The sequence below is a fragment of the Neobacillus sp. DFD-2R genome (assembly GCF_057747865.1).
The window spans coordinates 1886858-1904607 of record NZ_CM173228.1; the positions used below are offsets into that span (position 1 = coordinate 1886858).

At 36.5% G+C, this 17750-nt stretch carries 18 protein-coding genes and 1 pseudogene; 13 read left to right on the forward strand and 6 right to left on the reverse strand.

The annotated features are described in order from the left end of the window. Positions 1–103 precede the first annotated feature (103 nt). From AC3ANV_RS09410 to AC3ANV_RS09430, 5 genes and pseudogenes are all read left to right on the forward strand, one after another. On the forward strand, positions 104–1585 hold the full coding sequence (locus AC3ANV_RS09410) for a lmo1851 family serine protease (protein WP_488313356.1): 1482 nt from the start codon (positions 104–106) through the stop codon (positions 1583–1585). Positions 1586–1704: 119 nt separating this feature from the next. Next, complete coding sequence (locus tag AC3ANV_RS09415; RefSeq protein ID WP_488313357.1) at positions 1705–2532, forward strand: LCP family protein; 828 nt, start codon at positions 1705–1707, stop codon at positions 2530–2532. Between the two features lie 344 nt (positions 2533–2876). Beyond that, positions 2877–3574 (forward strand): annotated as a pseudogene (locus AC3ANV_RS09420) (transposase). Positions 3575–3892: 318 nt separating this feature from the next. Next, entirely contained in the window at positions 3893–4825 is a 933-nt protein-coding gene (locus AC3ANV_RS09425; protein WP_488313358.1) for a CobW family GTP-binding protein, read from the forward strand. 73 nt (positions 4826–4898) lie between these two features. Continuing rightward, positions 4899–5717: a hypothetical protein gene (locus tag AC3ANV_RS09430; protein ID WP_488313359.1), complete on the forward strand. Its 819-nt coding sequence runs from the start codon at positions 4899–4901 to the stop codon at positions 5715–5717. 252 nt (positions 5718–5969) lie between these two features. Here the strand turns inward: AC3ANV_RS09430 and AC3ANV_RS09435 are convergent, their stop codons facing one another. Then, positions 5970–6215: a DNA alkylation repair protein gene (locus AC3ANV_RS09435; protein WP_488313360.1), complete on the reverse strand. Its 246-nt coding sequence runs from the start codon at positions 6213–6215 to the stop codon at positions 5970–5972. A gap of 86 nt (positions 6216–6301) precedes the next feature. Here AC3ANV_RS09435 and AC3ANV_RS09440 point away from each other — a divergent pair, with 86 nt between their 5' ends. Further along, a complete protein-coding gene (locus AC3ANV_RS09440; RefSeq protein ID WP_488313361.1) occupies positions 6302–6592 on the forward strand; it encodes a hypothetical protein in 291 nt (96 codons plus the stop codon). A 43-nt stretch (positions 6593–6635) separates the two neighbouring features. Here AC3ANV_RS09440 and AC3ANV_RS09445 read toward each other — a convergent pair whose 3' ends face one another. Next, a complete protein-coding gene (locus tag AC3ANV_RS09445) occupies positions 6636–7112 on the reverse strand; it encodes an Hsp20/alpha crystallin family protein (protein WP_488313362.1) in 477 nt (158 codons plus the stop codon). Positions 7113–7339: 227 nt separating this feature from the next. Here AC3ANV_RS09445 and AC3ANV_RS09450 point away from each other — a divergent pair, with 227 nt between their 5' ends. Beyond that, positions 7340–8146 (forward strand): SDR family oxidoreductase, encoded by an 807-nt coding sequence (locus AC3ANV_RS09450; protein WP_488313363.1) that lies wholly within the window; start codon positions 7340–7342, stop codon positions 8144–8146. A gap of 12 nt (positions 8147–8158) precedes the next feature. On the opposite strand, the gene AC3ANV_RS09455 is transcribed toward AC3ANV_RS09450, so the two are convergent. Then, positions 8159–9526, reverse strand: coding sequence for an MATE family efflux transporter (locus tag AC3ANV_RS09455; protein ID WP_488313364.1), 1368 nt, complete (start codon positions 9524–9526; stop codon positions 8159–8161). Positions 9527–9662: 136 nt separating this feature from the next. Between AC3ANV_RS09455 and AC3ANV_RS09460 the strand changes: the two genes are divergently transcribed. Then, entirely contained in the window at positions 9663–9824 is a 162-nt protein-coding gene (locus AC3ANV_RS09460) for a YflJ family protein (protein WP_488313365.1), read from the forward strand. 176 nt (positions 9825–10000) lie between these two features. Continuing rightward, positions 10001–10159, forward strand: a complete 159-nt coding sequence (locus AC3ANV_RS09465) for a hypothetical protein (protein WP_488313366.1) — start codon at positions 10001–10003, stop codon at positions 10157–10159. A gap of 120 nt (positions 10160–10279) precedes the next feature. Here the strand turns inward: AC3ANV_RS09465 and AC3ANV_RS09470 are convergent, their stop codons facing one another. Both AC3ANV_RS09470 and AC3ANV_RS09475 read right to left on the reverse strand, forming a co-directional pair. Further along, positions 10280–10840, reverse strand: coding sequence for a GNAT family N-acetyltransferase (locus AC3ANV_RS09470; RefSeq protein ID WP_488313367.1), 561 nt, complete (start codon positions 10838–10840; stop codon positions 10280–10282). Positions 10841–11146: 306 nt separating this feature from the next. Then, positions 11147–12274, reverse strand: coding sequence for an amidohydrolase (locus AC3ANV_RS09475; RefSeq protein ID WP_488313368.1), 1128 nt, complete (start codon positions 12272–12274; stop codon positions 11147–11149). 188 nt (positions 12275–12462) lie between these two features. On the opposite strand from AC3ANV_RS09475, the gene AC3ANV_RS09480 reads away from it, so the two are divergent. The 4 genes from AC3ANV_RS09480 (at position 12463) to dapF (ending at position 15790) form a co-directional block, all read left to right on the forward strand. Beyond that, positions 12463–12786 (forward strand): DUF4870 domain-containing protein, encoded by a 324-nt coding sequence (locus AC3ANV_RS09480; RefSeq protein ID WP_488313369.1) that lies wholly within the window; start codon positions 12463–12465, stop codon positions 12784–12786. A gap of 139 nt (positions 12787–12925) precedes the next feature. After that, positions 12926–13798, forward strand: a complete 873-nt coding sequence (locus tag AC3ANV_RS09485) for a patatin-like phospholipase family protein (RefSeq protein ID WP_488313370.1) — start codon at positions 12926–12928, stop codon at positions 13796–13798. 104 nt (positions 13799–13902) lie between these two features. Further along, complete coding sequence (locus AC3ANV_RS09490) at positions 13903–14688, forward strand: hypothetical protein (protein WP_488313371.1); 786 nt, start codon at positions 13903–13905, stop codon at positions 14686–14688. Between the two features lie 118 nt (positions 14689–14806). Continuing rightward, positions 14807–15790 (forward strand): diaminopimelate epimerase, encoded by a 984-nt coding sequence (gene dapF, locus AC3ANV_RS09495; RefSeq protein ID WP_488313372.1) that lies wholly within the window; start codon positions 14807–14809, stop codon positions 15788–15790. A gap of 7 nt (positions 15791–15797) precedes the next feature. On the opposite strand, the gene AC3ANV_RS09500 is transcribed toward dapF, so the two are convergent. After that, complete coding sequence (locus tag AC3ANV_RS09500; protein WP_488313373.1) at positions 15798–17642, reverse strand: DNA ligase D; 1845 nt, start codon at positions 17640–17642, stop codon at positions 15798–15800. Positions 17643–17750: the final 108 nt, after the last annotated feature.

The following is a 17750-nucleotide window of genomic DNA, read 5'->3' on the forward strand; positions in this document are numbered from 1 at the left end:
TATTGTCGTTTATTTTTTTTTCGACAAAATAACTAACTTTTCTTTGTTAATTTTATAAAAAAGATGTTATTCTAATCATTAAGGGTTATTTTTTGAAAGGTTAATGAAAGTGGTGAATGCTTTGGACGAAGAGAAAATTGAACAAGAGCAGCTAACAGAAAACAAATCAGGCTACATACGATTAAAGAGATTTCACTTTATCATGCTATTGTTTTTCGTTGTTTTTCTATCTGCTGGGATAACTACATTTGCCCTTGCTTTTGGAAAAGAAAAAGTTGTAACTGTCGGTACGGATCGAACAGAATTTAAAAAACTTTATACTGCCTACGATACATTAAAAAGTGGATATTACAAGGGTTTAAATCAAAACAAACTCATTAACGGTGCAATAGACGGGATGGTAAAGTCTCTAGACGATCCATACTCAGTTTATATGAGTAATGCTGAAGCAAAAAGTTTTAATAACAGCATATCTTCTTCATTTGAAGGGATTGGAGCAGAAATTCAGGAAAAGGATGGCCATATTGTCATTGTTTCCCCAATCAAAGGTTCACCTGCGGAAAAAGCAGGTCTAAAACCAAATGATATTATTGTTGCTGTAAATGGAAAAAATCTTCAAGGTATGAACTCTACACAAGCGGTCACATTAATTAGAGGAAAAAAAGGAACAAAGGTTGATTTAACGATTCAGCGGCCAGGTACGGCAGCACAGGTAAACATGCCAATTATCCGGGATGAAATACCAATCGAAACAGTTTACGGTGAGATGGTTGGTGATGGCATTGCCAAAGTACAAATTACCAGTTTTTCTACTAACACATCAAAAGAGCTTGTTAAGACTTTAAACGATCTGCAAAAACAGGGAATGAAAGGGTTAGTTTTAGACTTACGCCAAAATCCGGGCGGTTTATTGGACCAAGCAGTAAGCATTTCCAGTATGTTTGTACCAAAGGGGAAAGTAATTGTAAAAGAACAAGACCGAAATGGAAAGATTACGGAAATTCCTTCAGAAAATAAGGGGAACCCGAGTCTCCCTCTAGTGGTATTGATTGATAAAGGAAGTGCCAGTGCTTCGGAAATTCTTTCAGCTGCAGTGAAGGAATCAGCAGGCGTTCCATTGATCGGTGAAAAGTCATTTGGAAAAGGAACGGTACAGACTGTTCAGGATTTCTCAGATGGATCTAATCTAAAGTTAACAATTGCAAAATGGTTGACACCAAATGGAAATTGGATTCATAAAAAAGGTATACAACCGGATTATGCCGTCGCCCTTCCGGATTATGCGTCCTTGTCGATTATTAATCCCGATAAGGCGTTGTCGCTTTCTAATGCTTCGACGGATGTTCAAACAGCTCAGAAAATGCTTAAAGCTATTGGGTATGATCCGGGCCGTGAAGACGGATTTTTCGATGAGAAAACAAAGGCAGCAGTAGTTGCTTTCCAGACGGCACAAAAACTGCCTGCTGATGGTGTTTTAAAAGGTAATGCAACCTTAAAATTAATGGATCTTTTACGTGAGAAGATTAAGACGAATGATACACAACTGCAAAAAGCAATTGAAGTGCTAAAAGGAAGAATGAAATAAATTACTAATTGAGGCGGCCAATTTTTGTGGCAGCCTCAATTTTTTATAATCCTCCCTGTATATTTGTCATCATACTATCCAACAATGGAAATTAACATAATGGAATTGGTGGTGTTCAAATGAGGAAATTATGCATTGCTGTAATTGTAATGTCCTTTTTTGGCTTTGGACCTTTAAAGTCTTTTTTTCACTCTGTAATGAATACGAATGGAATAAACTCTGCAAGTGAAACAATCATTCAAAAAATGAAAAATTCAACACATTTGATTCCTCAGGGTAATAGTAAACAGACAGAGAATTTTTTAATTACAGAAAAAAGCACGGACAAAAAGTACTCCATAAATGAAAAAGCAATGGTCCTGAGATATGATTCAGAAAAACATAAGATAATGGTCGGTTCTATATTGTTACCTGAAAATATAGTGGTTGAAAATTCCGGAAATAAAGATTATTTTGATACTATGAAAAAAGCTGTGGAAAAAGAGTATAAGGTGTCAATCGATCATTATTTCACTCTTGATACTGCCGGACTCGCACGAATCATTGATCTCCTAGCACCGAAAGGTATTATATTGACTGAAAATACCGGCAATAAAAGCAGTGTAACTGTGGATAAAAAAATAAATGGGAATGAATTAGTATCAGTCATTAATAATGGAAAACCTGAGGAAATAAATGCTGTATTTTCAGCCTTAAAAAATCAAATTAAATCAAAACAATCAGCTGAAAAACTAGTTACATTAGCCCCGTCAATCCTTAATGATGCGATAAAAAGTGTAAACACTGATTTAGGAAAAGGGCAGTTGATGGAATTAGGATTATCAGCCATGATGAACCCTATAACTACGATTGAATCTTTTCAATTTGCAGGACAGGGTCAAAAGGTAAAGGCAAACCCGGTAAATTCAATTGTAGATGAAAAAGGACCGTTACCGGTCATTAATTGAACTAAAAATGCTTTACACAAAAAAGCGGATGAGAGTATCATCCGCTCAGGCTGCCGAAAAACCTTCGGCAGCCTCTTGTTTATTTATTTGCTTTAACAATTCACCGCGTTAATTTGTTATAATATTATTGGTATATAGGCTTTTAAACAGGTCTGTTGATTGGCGCTCCAGGCACTTCGCTTTCCGCGGGCGTGCAGGGGAGCCTCCTCGTCGCTTCGCTCCTGCGGGGTCTCCCCTGCCCCGTACTCCCGCAGGAGTCTTCGTGCCATCCGCGCCAATCAACGAGTGTTTTCAATAAAGGCCTTCAGTTCAACTAATAAATAAAAAAATAAGTGGTTAATTCAATGTTTAAGCCAAAAGAGTCTAGCCAAAGTGAATATGAATTTGTTTCTATTGATGAATTGGTACCTGATGGCCATCTTCTTCGTTTGATTGATAAATATATTAATTTTTCGTTTCTTCTTGAAAAGGTCCGTCCTTATTACAGCGATGATAATAATGGGCGCCCTACTGATCCTCTTATTCTTTTTAAAATGATGTTTATTGGTTATATTTACGGCATTCGTTCTGAACGTCAACTAGAAAGGGAAATTAGAACAAACGTTGCCTACCGCTGGTTTTTAGGACTGAAATTCAAGGATCCAGTACCTCATCACTCTACGATTAGCCGGAATCGTCAACACCGTTTTAAGGATACAAATATTTTTCAGGAGATTTTTGATGAGATTGTTCTTCTTGCAATGAATCACAAGATGGTGATCGGTCGTGTTTTATTAACACGACATGTATGGGAGGAGCACAAGGAAAAGGTAAGGTTAAATCGCTTAACTAAATCGGGAAAAATGCTTTATAAATTTAGAAATGAAAAATTGAGCGAAGCTTCGCAGACTCAAAAGAGCTGCACGGGCTTCGCTACTGCCGGTTACGGGGATTGAGGAATGCAAGTTAACAGGCTCTTCTAACTGCAGCCTGCCAAAATATAAAAAAGATTGCAATACACTTATCAAGGTTAGAAAAAGTGTGTTGCAATACTTTAGGTTGATTTGCCTCCCTGTTGATTGGAGCGGAGGGCACTCGACTCCTGCGGGATAGAGAGGTCACTGGAGACCCCGCAGGCGCCAGGACCTCCCCGCGGAAAGCGAGTGCCCGGAGCGGAAATCAACAGGCACTTTAGCAGGGAGAATCAATAAATTTGGTATTTAGATTCTGACAAAATAAAAAATTGCAGAGAAAAATACCCTTTCTCGACAATCTGAGCGGATGAGAGAATCATCCGCTTTTTATATGTTGGAGATGAAATTGACAAATGTTTTAAGCTATAATAGAAGCATTGTAAAAAGGATTGTGAAGGGAAATGAATATGAATAAAGCAGAGGTTTATATTTTATCAGGTTTTTTGGGGAGCGGGAAAACAACTTTATTAAAACAATTGCTTGAGGATGAGCGTCGTTTAGGAAGAAAAGCAGCGGTAATGATGAATGAATTAGGAAAAATCTCGATAGATTCAGATTCAGTTACAAATGATGATGTAGCCTTAAAAGAACTGTTAGGCGGATGTATTTGCTGCTCCCTTCAGGACAAGCTCGAGACACAGCTTCAAGGGTTATTGGTAGAAGAAAAACCAGAGGTTATTTACATTGAAACAACAGGTGCTGCGCACCCTGTAGAAGTATTAGATGCAATTCTCTCACCGTTGTTTGCTGACAGGTTATTAATAAAGGGCATTTTAACTACTGTTGATGGTTTACGATGGATGGACAGAAAAAATCTTAGTCCACAGCTGCAGCAACTCATACTCGAACAAGTAAGACATGCAGATCTAATTTTAATAAACAAAATGAATGAGTTAAGTGAGTCAGAACAGGCAAGGATCACCTATGAAATACAATCAATTAATTCCGAAGCAAAATGCCTTCTTACCAACTATTCACAGATTGCGATTGACCAATTAAGAAAGCTGACTGTTTCATTTGATAGACAAACAGAAATAGTACAACAAAAAAAGAAATTAAACTTAACAACTTTTGTCTATCAATTTCACAAAGCAATTAGCCATTCAATGTTTGAAGAGTTTTTAAAATGTTTGCCCGATACTATTTATCGGATTAAGGGCTATGTACAGTTTGATCATTCTAGTTACCCAACGCTTTTTCAATTTTCTTATGGAATGCCGATTTATATGCAAGAGTATATGAAGTTACCTCTAAACCTAGTTTTCATCGGTGAAAATATTTATTGGGATCAAATTGAGATACAGCTCGAAAAGCTTGAATTTGAATCTAAAATCAATTGAAAAAATGAATGATATTTTCCTCTTCAGGTAACTCTTTTAATGTAGCCTTAAATTACTTGGAGAGGAGGATTTGATGAAAAAGGCAACAGTTTTAATTGTATTTATACTAATCCTCCTTCATGGAATTTACGTTAAAGCAGCTTCTGATATTAGCTATAAGATTGAGATGCCGCCGTGGAAAGAAGTTGATCATTTAGTACCAAGATATGCTAAATTCACCGTTCTGGATATTGAAACAGGGAAGCAATTCAAGGTGCAAAGACGGGCAGGTAGTCATCATGCAGATGTACAGCCCTTGACTGCAAAAGATACGGCAATTATGAAAAAGATTTACGGAGGAAAATGGAGCTGGAAGCGCCGAGCCATCATCGTGATCCATAAAGATCAATGGATTGCAGCATCGATGCATGGCATGCCGCATGGGGCGGGTGCCCTAGAAAATAATTTTCCAGGTCATTTTTGTATTCATTTTTATGGCAGTACCACTCATCGGACAAATTCGATGGACTTGTCGCATATGCTTATGGTTTTGAAAGCAGCTGGAAAGTTGGATGATTATTTAGGAAAAGCCAATCCATACGAGGTCATAACTGCCTATATTGCAGGACTCAAGCAGCAGGATTCAAGAATTCCCTCCTTAGCATCACTTCAACGGATTAAATGGAAGCCAATCTTAGCACAAATTGATAATGTAAAGATATCAAGAATGCCTCTTTTACCTGCTGAGGATTTAACAGAAGAAATTAATTTAGACGTTCCAATTGAGATTGATTGGTACATAAAAAACAAAGGCAGACAAATATTCAAAGGAGAAATTCATTTAGTCCGATTTTCACCTATTGACGCTTGGAAAGTGGATTCCAAACGGTTTTTGAAAGAAAATAATCTTTAATAATAAGGCTATATTAAAGCTCATTGTTGATTTTGCTCACTATGTTGATTGGAGCGGAAGGCGCGAGACTCCTGCGGGAAAAGCAGGTCAAGGGAGACCCCACAGGCTTAATGCTTGAGGAGGCTCCCGACCGCCCGCGGAAAGCGAGTGCCTGGAGCGGAAATCAACAGGCAAGTTTAACAGAGCCAATAATAAAAAGCTAAACACCTTTATTAATGGATAACCCAAAAATAAAGGTGTTTATTGTGAAATTTACAAAGGTTGCTCACCAAATTTAATAAATGTTCTTTCATCCTCTATTAATCCGCAAGCACCACATTGTACTCGGTAATCAGGTCCATTATAGGCAAGGTGAAACGGTTCTAAATTATTTTCACCGTATTCGCGGACGACATCACCGGATTGTGGATCGAGCTTTACTGAATGCGCAACCTGTTGAATAATATTAAATCGACTTCGATTGGTTTTGCAATTTGGGCATCGGTATGGGGTGGACATTTAAATTTCTCCTTTCAATAAATGGTTTTAAACTATTTTTTGCAATTATATGAAAAGATATGTAATATTCACAAAGGGTGAGAAATATGTCAGTGTATTTTGATTCATTGCTTGCAGAGTATCGTACAATTTGGAACAATCGTGCTCTAGTAACGGTAGGAAATAAAAGTGAAGAAATCTTAAAGGAAACAATAAAAAGAGAATTGCTAGATGAAAATTCACATCCAAGAATCCGAAAAAATCGTTATGAAAAATATTATACTGCTGTCAAAAGAGTTGTAAATTCTCCTTTATCACAAGAAGTGAAATTACAATTAATTGAAGTACATAATGAAATAATGGAAGGGTTAGTCTTGGACGAAAAAGGAAGAGGCTAAGCGGTGATAAAAGCCAGCTTAAAAAATACAAAAAAAATGACGTTTACATTATTTCTGTAACGTCAATTTGTGAAAATTGCATATCCACATTTTTGGGGATTTTTACTTCAAGAATGCCATCTTTGAAATTGGCAGATGCACCTTTCTTTTTTACAATTGCTGGGAGAGTAATTGTATGTTTATCTTCAGCCTGCGGAATATGCTCAACAATCAACTGATTCGATGTATGATAGATACGAAGCTGTTTCAGCCATTCGTCACTTTTAATGGGAATCCTTACGAAAACAAAGTCATGGGTTTCAAAGGCAGATGAATTTAATACATCGGTTGTAGGGTGCTGCTGTGAAAGTGGGGATTGAAAGCCGCTAAACAGTTCTTGAGGATTCATCATGCCTCTCATATTTCCAGGCATCATTTTTCCCATTAAATCTTGTACATAGCCTTCAATTTGATCAGGCTTCATTTTTTGCATTACATCCTTCATATCTTTAGAAAAAGGAAACATATTCCACGGAAACATAATTTTCCATCCTTTCAATGGATAAAAGTTGCTTAATATGGTTTGCAAATTTCGCAATTTGGTCCTATTGATACCCATAATATGCAAATGACCTTTCATTCGTTATTAAAACCTACTTCAGCTCTTTTTTTGAATAGTAGTAACGTTAATCGCTAAAAGTTGCATATATAAATAAATCTTTTTAACATAGAGTAAAGGAAGAAATAAAAAATTGAGAGGTATTGTGCGTGAACAAAAAAACTGCTTTGATCACAGGAGGAGCCTCTGGTATTGGAAAAATAACCGCTTACAAGCTTGCAGAAAAAGGATACCAACTTGTCATCAACTTTCGAAAAAGTGAATCAGAGGCGATATCTTTAGCAAAGCATTTGAACGAAGTCTATGGGATAAACGTAATTACTATCCAAGGAGATGTGGCTGACAAGGATGATTGTATTCGATTAATCAACCAGTCACTTTCGGTATTTTCCACCATTGATGTATTGATACACAATGCAGGGCCATATGTACATGAAAGAAAAAATTTAACGGAATACTCTTTTGAAGAATGGAACTATTTAATATCCGGAAATTTATCTGCTGTTTTTTACTTAACAAAGTTGGTTATTCCTTTGATGAGAAAGCAGAAATGGGGGAGAATTATAACCATGGGCTTTGATCGGGTTGAAACAGCCCCCGGCTGGATTCATCGTTCAGCATTTGCGGCAGCAAAGACAGGGCTTGCTTCCCTTACAAGGACAATTGCAATGGAGGAAGCGGAAAATGGGATTACAGCAAATATGGTTTGCCCAGGGGATATAGTAAATGAGTGGAAAGAAAAAAATATTGCAGATTCTTTACATTCCGGTGATGAGATGGCACCGGTGGGCAGACCTGGAACCGGAGAAGATATTGCAAGAGTGGTATCGTTTCTTATTGATGATAATTCCAGTTTTATAACAGGAAGCATCATTCCCGTAACAGGCGGGATGAATGTGTTGAATAAGGTTTATAAAGTAAAAATGGATGAAGAACCAAAGTATAAAAAATCCTGATTCTTTAAAGAATCAGGATTTTTTATACTTTACTGGTTGATATTTGGTCTTTTGTACCCATATTAGCCTGCTTAATAGACAAATCGCTCCAACAGCGAGACCGGCAATGAGGCCAATCCAGTACCCGAAAGCGCCTAGTTCAGTATGAACGGCCATTAAATACCCTAATGGAAGTCCAATTATCCAATAGGATACCAATGAAGCTAAGAAGGTAATATTTACGTCTTTATAACCTCTAAGGGCTCCTTGAACAGGGGCTTGAATTGCATCAGATAGTTGAAAAAATAAAGCATATACCAAAAATTGGCCGGTTAGTTTTAAAACAACTGGATCAGCAGTATAAATGCCGGCTATTTTAGATCGGAACAAAAGTAAAATGAGTCCACAAAAACATGCAAGTAAAATGGCAATCCCTAGTCCGATCCAGCTATATTCTTTCGCATCATGATACCTTTGTGCCCCTACTTCAAATCCTACTAGGATGGTTAACGCCATTGAAATGCTAAGCGGAAGCATATATAAAAATGATGCAAAATTTAATGCAGCCTGATGACTCGCAATTGTATTTGTATCAAAGGTACTCATTAATAAAGTAACAGCCGCAAAAATGCTTGTTTCAAAAAAGATTGCGAAACCAATCGGAACTCCAATTTTTAGTATTTCCTTCCATTTTGAGAACGAAACACGATAAAAAGTCTTAAAAATAGCAAAATTAGTAAATGGACGATTTGTACAAATAATAAAAATAGTAATAATGGTAATAATCCAGTATGTTATGGCTGTAGCGAAACCTGATCCTACTCCTCCTAATTCAGGAAAACCAAATTTTCCAAAGATAAGAAAGTAGTTGAAAATGATATTTATTGGTAATGAGGTTATGGTAATCATCATGGTAACTCGTGTTTTTCCAAGTGCATCGATAAATGATCGTAAAACATTATAGGTAAAGAGAGGAATCATCCCAAAACTTAAGGCGACCAGATAGTTATGAGCAACCTTCCGAACATGTTCCTCCAGGTTCATGCCATTTAAAAGGGGATCAAGTAACAATGATCCGATCCCAATAACTAATATAGCCATGACGATGGATAGGAACAGCCCTTGAATAACAGAAAAGGCTACTTTATCTTGTTTTTTAGCCCCGATTAACTGGGCTACAATAGGAGTAACGGCGAGTAAAATTCCGCTTAATCCAGTAAAAACCGGCACCCACAACGAAGAGCCAATTGCCACTCCGGCTAAATCAGAGGGACTATAATGCCCTGACATTGTAACATCGAAGAAATTCATTGAAAAAAGTCCTATCTGGGTAATTAATATTGGAATAAGTATATTAATAAGTTGTCTTAGCTTTTGTTTTTTTGTATGTGTTTGATTCAAGTTTTTTTCCCCATTTTCATTAGTTTCACGAAAAATAATTATAACACGGAAAGCGTTTTTTTGGCGTAATAAAAGGAATATAAAAACAGTCCTTTCATAAATTGTAGAACAAGCAATTTTGGAAGGGGATAAAGCAATGGCCTATCAGGGATCAAAAGGTTGGTATATTCAACAATTAAAGCATGCGGGAATTACCAAACATCCGATTGAGCATCGAAAAATAGAGCTTTATAAAACGTATATTGTACGAAACTTATATTTGGAGATAGTTTTTAAACAAAAAAATACACAAGATTAACCGTTGAACAAGGACCCTGCCGCTACTTAAAGGGTCTTTATTAAGTTTGATTTTTAATGCTGTTCACAAACTATACAAACTGCTTTTACAATTTTTCGAACTATTTGATATCGTGGAATGAAAATATCTTCTTTTGTGGATAATAGAAGTAATCATCAATGAAAGGAGCAAAGAAAATGAGTTTTAACATGAACCGCATTAATCCAAATCAAACCCAAGTGTTTTTTCATGATGGCCGCTTTGAAACGTTAACGAATGAGGAGTTAGATGATTTTTTGCTCCAAATGGGTATTAGTGAAATTAATGTAACAATCGAACAAAATGTAACGGATTAATATTTTTTAAACACGATTACTTGGCACTTATCCAGCTAAGTCATTTTAATTAAAGGGGATTTTTCTAGTGCTCAAAAGGCAAAAATAAAAAGCTGACTCATGTGAGTCAGCTTTTTATTTTTATGCTTCCAACAATTGTGAAGAATCAGTTTGTAATGTCCCGGACCTCATAAGGTGGAATGTATATTGGTCTTTTGGAATTTCATATAAATCGTAAACATCACCATTTGCGTTTAATTGCTCAAAAATGGATTTTCTTGTTTCGTTTGCCTTTACTACGTATGGAAGTTTTTCAGCAGCCTTGATGGAGCGAATGTTTACTTTTCGAATCCGCATAAAAACAGTTTCTATACCCATTTCGTAAAAAAGCTCTTGAAAAAAGGCATCTTTAGCAGGGCTATTATAGCCTTTACCGTGAAACGGTTTTCCAAGCCAAGTGCCTAAGAATCCTGCATTATTTTCAATATCAAACAGATTAATCGTACCGATCGGCGCTCCCCATTCATCAAGAATAGTCCTTGAAATTAATTCGCCGCGCTCTTCTGCTTCAATCGTTTGCTTGGTAATAAACAAGAATTCTTCATATGATGCAGCTTTTTGACGTACAAAAGGGAAGACATCAGGATGCGTCATTAATTCGTACAATGCGTGGCTGTCATGAAGATCACGTTTCTTGAGCATGCATTTCCCTCCAATTAGGGCAATCCGATCCCATGTCTAAAGAAGCGGCCCACCCTCGAAATTTTTTATTTAAGATACTAAAAAATTTCGGGGTGGGAATCGAACCCACTAGAACCAGTTTACTGGTGGCGCACCATTTGCCTTCCCTATTTCATTTTTTTTGTTGCCTTTTATATGTTTAAAAACCTCCAAGGTTTTCAATTCTAAAACAGTCTTTCTTAGAGTATGATACTAAAAATAATGCAAAAAAGGAATAGATTTTTGCATTATTTTCATGAACATTATATGGCAATTTTCTACATTATTCTATGATTCAGAATAGACCATTTCTCCGCCAATCATGGTCCATTTAGGCTTTGCTAAATAATGAAAAGGATGGTGGCTCCATAACACTAAATCAGCATCTTTTCCTTCTTCAATACTTCCAAGACGATCATCAATTCTTAAGTTCCTTGCAGGATGAATTGTAATCCCCTCTAATGCTTTTTGTTCTGGTAGGCCTTCCCTGACAGCAATAGCTGCACAAATATTCAAGTATTGAATCGGAGTATATGGATGATCCGTTGTAATCGACACTTCGACACCATGATTTGATAGTTCTTGATAGGTTTTCCACGTCTTATTTTTTAATTCGACCTTTGATCTTCGTGTCAATGTGGGGCCGACTGAAACTTTAAGATTTAAGTCTGCTAACTCACCAGCGATTAAATGTCCCTCTGTGCAATGCTCAATTCGTAAATCAAGATTAAATTCCTCTGCGAAACGAATTGCTGAAATAATATCGTCTGCCCGATGTGCATGAATCCGTACAGGAATTTCTTTTTTTAGTGCCATTATAATGGGAGCAATCCGTAGATCTTCCGGGTTATCAGCATGAATGGCATTATAGAAGGCTTCCCGAAGCATTCCCATAATGCCCATTCTTGTAATCGAATCACTATTGCCATGGCTGTGAATTCTTTTGGGATTTTCTCCTAAAGCAATTTTTAGTCCTGCTACCTCTTGGACAATCATACGTTTTATATTCTTCCCGGTTGTCTTTATAACGGAAGTGGTTCCACCAATGACATTAGCACTCCCGGGCATTATATGGGCTGTTGTAATGCCACTTTTGACAGCATCAGTAAAGGCAGGGTCCAAGGGATATGCTCCATCAATAGCCCGGATATGCGGGGTTAAAGCTTCAGCTGTTTCATTTGCATCATTCCCGGCCCAACCGGTGCCCTCATCATAAAGCCCCAAATGTGTATGGACATCAATAAAGCCGGGCAGCAGGTAATGCTCTCCGCAATTAATCATTTTTACATTTTTTTCTGTGGCGAGATTAACACCGACCTTGGCAATTTTTCCGTTATCAATTAATACATCCCCGTATTTAATCGGTTCTGATGTAATTGGGTAAATTGTTGCATTTTTTAAAAGTATTTTCGTCATATTAAACCTTTCTTTATGCTAATAATAGTATTTTTTCTATTTTATCAAGAGCTATGCGGAAGGGAAAGTGGATAGCTATTGCATTTTTCATTTAATTTTAACGTAATTTTCATAAATGATGAAACCTTTTATAAAGAGAAGCGTAATTATTAAGGTAGAATATATCATTTTCCAATGGGGGAAGAACAATGGTTAAAAATGAAGAAAGGATGCTTGCGGCTGCTATCTATGTCCTTGGTATATTTACTCCTGTATTAGGACCGCTTATTATTTGGCTGTTAAAAAAGGAAGAGTCATCTTTCATTGATTACCATGGAAAAGAGTACTTTAACTTTATGATTTCTTATTTTATTTATACCGTCATAAGCGGAATTTTAACGATTGTCATAATCGGAATCATCGGTTTATGGTTATTCCCGATAATGGCATTTGTTTTTACAATTATTGCAGCAATCAAAGCCTATGATGGTCAAGAATATCGATTTCCATGGATTTTCAGATTCATTCAATAACAGGTTGATTATTTGATTGGATTCCATCGGAGATTAATTGGCGGGATAGTTAGGCGTTTGATTTTGCGAATAATAGAAGATGCAATATAATGAGTCCATAAGCGATTAAAGCAAGGATTTACAGAGAGGAAGAAGGAATGTGTTAAATCAAGTCGGTTTGGTTTTAGAAGGAGGGGGAATGCGCGGTGTTTATACTGCGGGTGTCCTGGAATACTTTTTAGAACAACAATTATTTTTTCCGTATGTAATCGGAGTGTCCGCTGGTGCATGTAATGCTGCCTCGTATTTGTCAAAGCAAAAAGGAAGAAATAAAACCGTTACGATTCAATATGCTTCCGACCCAAGATATATTTCTTGGAGAAATTATTTTAAAAATCGGCAATTTTTTGGAATGGACTTTATTTTTGATGAGATTCCAAATCAACATGTTCCCTACCATTATGATGTTTTTTATAGCAGTCCGTCTGAATTTGTTGTGGGTACGACGGATTGTCTAACGGGGGAGCCGGTGTATTATAAAAAGCAACAATATGGGAAAGACCTATTAAAGGTACTAAGGGCTTCGAGTTCTTTACCGTTTATTGCACCTGAAATACGATATAAAGATAAGATTTTGCTTGATGGAGGAATTAGTGATCCTATCCCAATCAAAAAAGCACAGCAGGATGGTTTTACGAAAAATATCGTGATCCTAACTAGAAACCGGGGTTACGAGAAAAAGTCATCGAAATTTCATTTTCTTGTCGACCGAAAATATCCTGAATATAAGGGACTGCAAAAAGCTTTAAGAAATCGCTATCGAATTTATAATGATACAGTTGCATACCTAGAGAATGAAGAAAAGGAAGGAAATGTTTTTATCATTCGCCCTATTAAACCATTAAAGGTTGGAAGAATGGAACGAAGCCCGCAAAGATTAGAAGAATTGTATAATCAGGGCTACGAGGATGCAAAGTCCTCGGTTAATAACATTTTAAATTGGGTAAATACACTCGAAGAGGCTGGAGAATAGTCTCTTCTTTTATTTTTTTAATAGGTTTATCCGGAAAATCCTATCATTATTTAGAGATTTGAATAATAGACTGATACAAGAGGATGTGATAAGGAGTTTTCTGGATGAAAATACATGAATATTACCGGGATACCGCCAATATAAGCTTAAATGGGAGTATAGTTGCATTAGTTCCAACGATCATGATTGTCGGAGGAAATATTTCATTTTTCCAAAATAAAGAAATCATGTTATTAACAATACCTTTTATCGTGTACAGTCTAATAGGTTTTCAAATTTATTTATTTAGACTCAAGCAGTCAATTGTTATTGGAAAAAATATGAGCAAATCTAAAAGCCTCTATTTATCGCTATTTGATGCTAAGCAACTATTAGTGGTCTATTTAAATACTCAAAATCCACGCTTACTTCTTTATTTTCCGGATGGCCATCAAGCCGGTGAAATCAAAAAATACCGCGAAAAAGGCTTCAATATCCTTGGACTATCAAAAATGTTTGCTCTCTATAATTTTCAAGGCAAAGTAATGGCGGTTTTTAAGGTGAAGGGAAAAAATTATTTAAAAATTGATATTTATGACCGGAACAATGTCTATATGGGTTCCTTTGAAAAAAAGAAGGTAGCTTGGAGGAAGCCAAAAAAAGAATTGCATGATGCATCAGGAAGATTCATTGGTGCGGTAGAAGGGTCATTATTTTTTATGGATGAACATCTCTTAGATAATTCGAATAAGCAGGTAGGGAGGCTTCGCCGTGGGTGGATGCCATTAGAGTGGAGCCCTATTTTTCCGGAACCAAATACCCCGGTACTTTCATTTTGGGAGGGGCTATCAGAAGAGGACAAGCTTGTCAGAATGTCATTATTAATCAATGAATACTTTATTGAACGGTAATAAGTCATCAATTTTAATAAATGTGAATATACTATCCTCAATGAATACGGGTTTCTTTCATTCTTGTTGTTTGATAGAATAGGTATTAAATTGTCACTCTATTTTGGAGGTTTTAACAGTGCAAATCGATTTTATCAAAGGTCATGGGTCAGGTAATGATTTTCTTCTGATTGATGAAATTTCTAATTCCTATTCTTTTTCGGAAGATGAAAGAGCATCGTTAGCAAGATTGTTATGTAATCGGGATACCGAATTAGGAGCAGATGGGATCCTTTTTGTCATGAAAAGCAATCGTGCTGATGGAAGAATGCGTGTATTTAATGCTGATGGTTCAGAAGCTTCCATGTGCGGAAACGGTCTTCGCCTGGTTGCCAGATATATTTGTGAGATGCTTCAACTAAATGAAGCAGTAATTGAAACCATGAAAGCTGATTTAAAGGTAAGTAAACAAGCGGATTTATATCCAAATGTAGTCACCTATCAAGTGGAAATTTCTCCGGTTTCGTTTAAGTTAAATGACCTGCCGCTAAAATTAAATCAGGCTACATTACAAAATGAAAAAATACAAGAGTTATCAACGGAGTTAAGTTTTACTGCGATTGCGGTACCAAATCCGCATTTGATAGCGATTGTGGAAACAGAAGTTTTCCAAACTGATATTCAGAAGAAGCTAAGTGAAAAAGTAAATGGACCAAATGAATTGTTTCCTGATGGTGTGAATGTCAGCTTTGTTAAAGCAATCAATGCAGGTAATATATATGTGAGAACATTTGAGCGGGGCGTTGGGTTTACGAATGCATGCGGAACAGCGATGTCAGCTTCATCATTAGTCACTTATTTACAAGAATTAAATCATTCTGAGTCAGTAATTAATGTTTATAATAATGGCGGCAAAGTACAATGTGTTGTTCACGATTTTAATGGCAATTACACGATCGATCTCATTGGAAATGCTACGTATCTTTATCAAGCTGCTGTTAATGTTGATCTCAATGGCGAAACTTTTTCGTTAGTTTCCAAAAATGATTATATGGAACAGCCAGCGTATGAAAGGCTTCAAGAAGGTGCACAGCAATTTTTACAGCAAACAATGAAAGGATAAGGGCCCCTTATCCTTTTTTTGCTGAACCCTGTTTTAAAAATTCGAGTACTGGCGTAAATCGTTGAATTTCTTTCGTTTGAAAGTAATGATGAAATGGATTGCCATTTTTTCGAATTCGATTTAAGGCATTTTCCATATTAAACGATACAAGTTCAAGTTTATCGTCTACTTCCTCCCAAAATAACGGTGTTGCCACACCCGCATGTTCGTTCCCCCTCATCGAATATGGAGCAACAATGGTTTTTCCTTCCCCATGCTGTACATAGTCAACATACAGTCGATTACCACGGTTTTTTTTCATCCTTTCTATCGTAAATGACTGGGGGTCTCTGGAAATTAAATATTCAGCAATAAAGCTGGTAAACAATCTTGTATCATTATATGTGTAAGTATTCTCCGGTAATGGCAGGTATATCTGTAAGCCTTTATTTCCTGACGTTTTTATAAAACTGATAAGCTGTAATTGATCAAGGACCTCTTTAATATATAAAGCTGCTTTAATTGCCAAGTGAAACGCATCTTTGGACGGAGGGTCTAAATCAAAGACAATCTCACTTGGCCCCCTACTGTTAATGGTGTGGAAGGGAATATGAAATTCAATTGCTAATTGATTCCCAAGCCAGATCAGCGTTTTTAGATCATTGCAAACAATATAGTCTATACCTTCATTTCTATGAGTTTGAACAAAATCAGGAGCATAATCCGGGCAATTCTTCTGATAAAAAGCTTCCCCAAACATCCCATGAGGGTAACGGATAACGGTTAATAAACGATTTTTTAAAAATGGCAGGATGTAGGGTGAAGCTTCCCGCAAATAAAGGATATAATCAGCCTTATGTATTTCGAGTTTTTCCCAAAGAGGTTTATCCGGATGGGTTATTTCTAAATTTTTAGGTAAATTTTTTTGTTGAAAAATAAATCTCTCATACGTACATTCCAAGGGGTCTACCTCAAATTGAAAGCGATTAAAATGCGGCTCCCTCAGCTGATTTTCGTATAGCTCCAGATATTTCACTTCAAGACAAATAGCAGGTAAAACATAAATGAATTGTGAATCCTCACGCTGCATATTTTGTTTAATGATTTGTTGAAGTGCCTGTTTTTCTTCCGGTTTAAAACCGAACAGTACCTGACCAATTGGATGAATCATTTTGTTATTGTAAACTCCTAAATAGAAATAGCCATTGGTTTTGTCGTATGAAGTAACAAAGCAACTTACATATTTCCAATTTTTATACTTTAACCATTGGGTTGAACGTTTTCTTTCCTCCCATAGGCTATTTTTATATTTTGCGACAATACCCTCACCGTCATAAAGAACAATCTTTTCCCATAAATCATTAAAATCCGAATACGCTTTAACAAGCTGTAGTAATTGATGTTCATGTGGTTCAACCTCCAGCCCTAAACCAATTTTCTGAAACAGCTTCATAAGCTCATTTTTTCGTTTTTGGAAGTTTGTGGAATAAAGAGGCTTGCCAGCTAGCGTTAATACGTCGAAGACCATTAAACAACAAGGAGATTTCCTTGCTTGCTCGCTTATTTTTTTCCCGGACTTCAACCTTCCTCGAACCTGGATGGCCGAAAAATTCCCCTTATAGGGATTTTCAAGTGAAACAAGTTCACCGTCAAGTCGAAGTGGCAGATATGACTTAAATACTTCCTCAAATGTGAGTAAGAACTCTTTAATTTCAGGAAATTGCGGTAATAATGGTTTACCGTTTCTACTTGTTAATTCCATTCCTTGGACATTCCAATCCAAGATGGCTCGAAATCCATCGTATTTCACCTCATAGTACCAATCGGAATGAATAGGAAGTTCAAAAGTTAGACTTGGCAGCATTGGTTTCATTACTGGATTGTCCCTTCTTTTTTCTTATTTTGTATTAATGTGTTGAGAATCATCCGTTTCCAGTAGTTTTTAGGAATGTGATCATCGTTGAAACGTAAAATAAAAAGA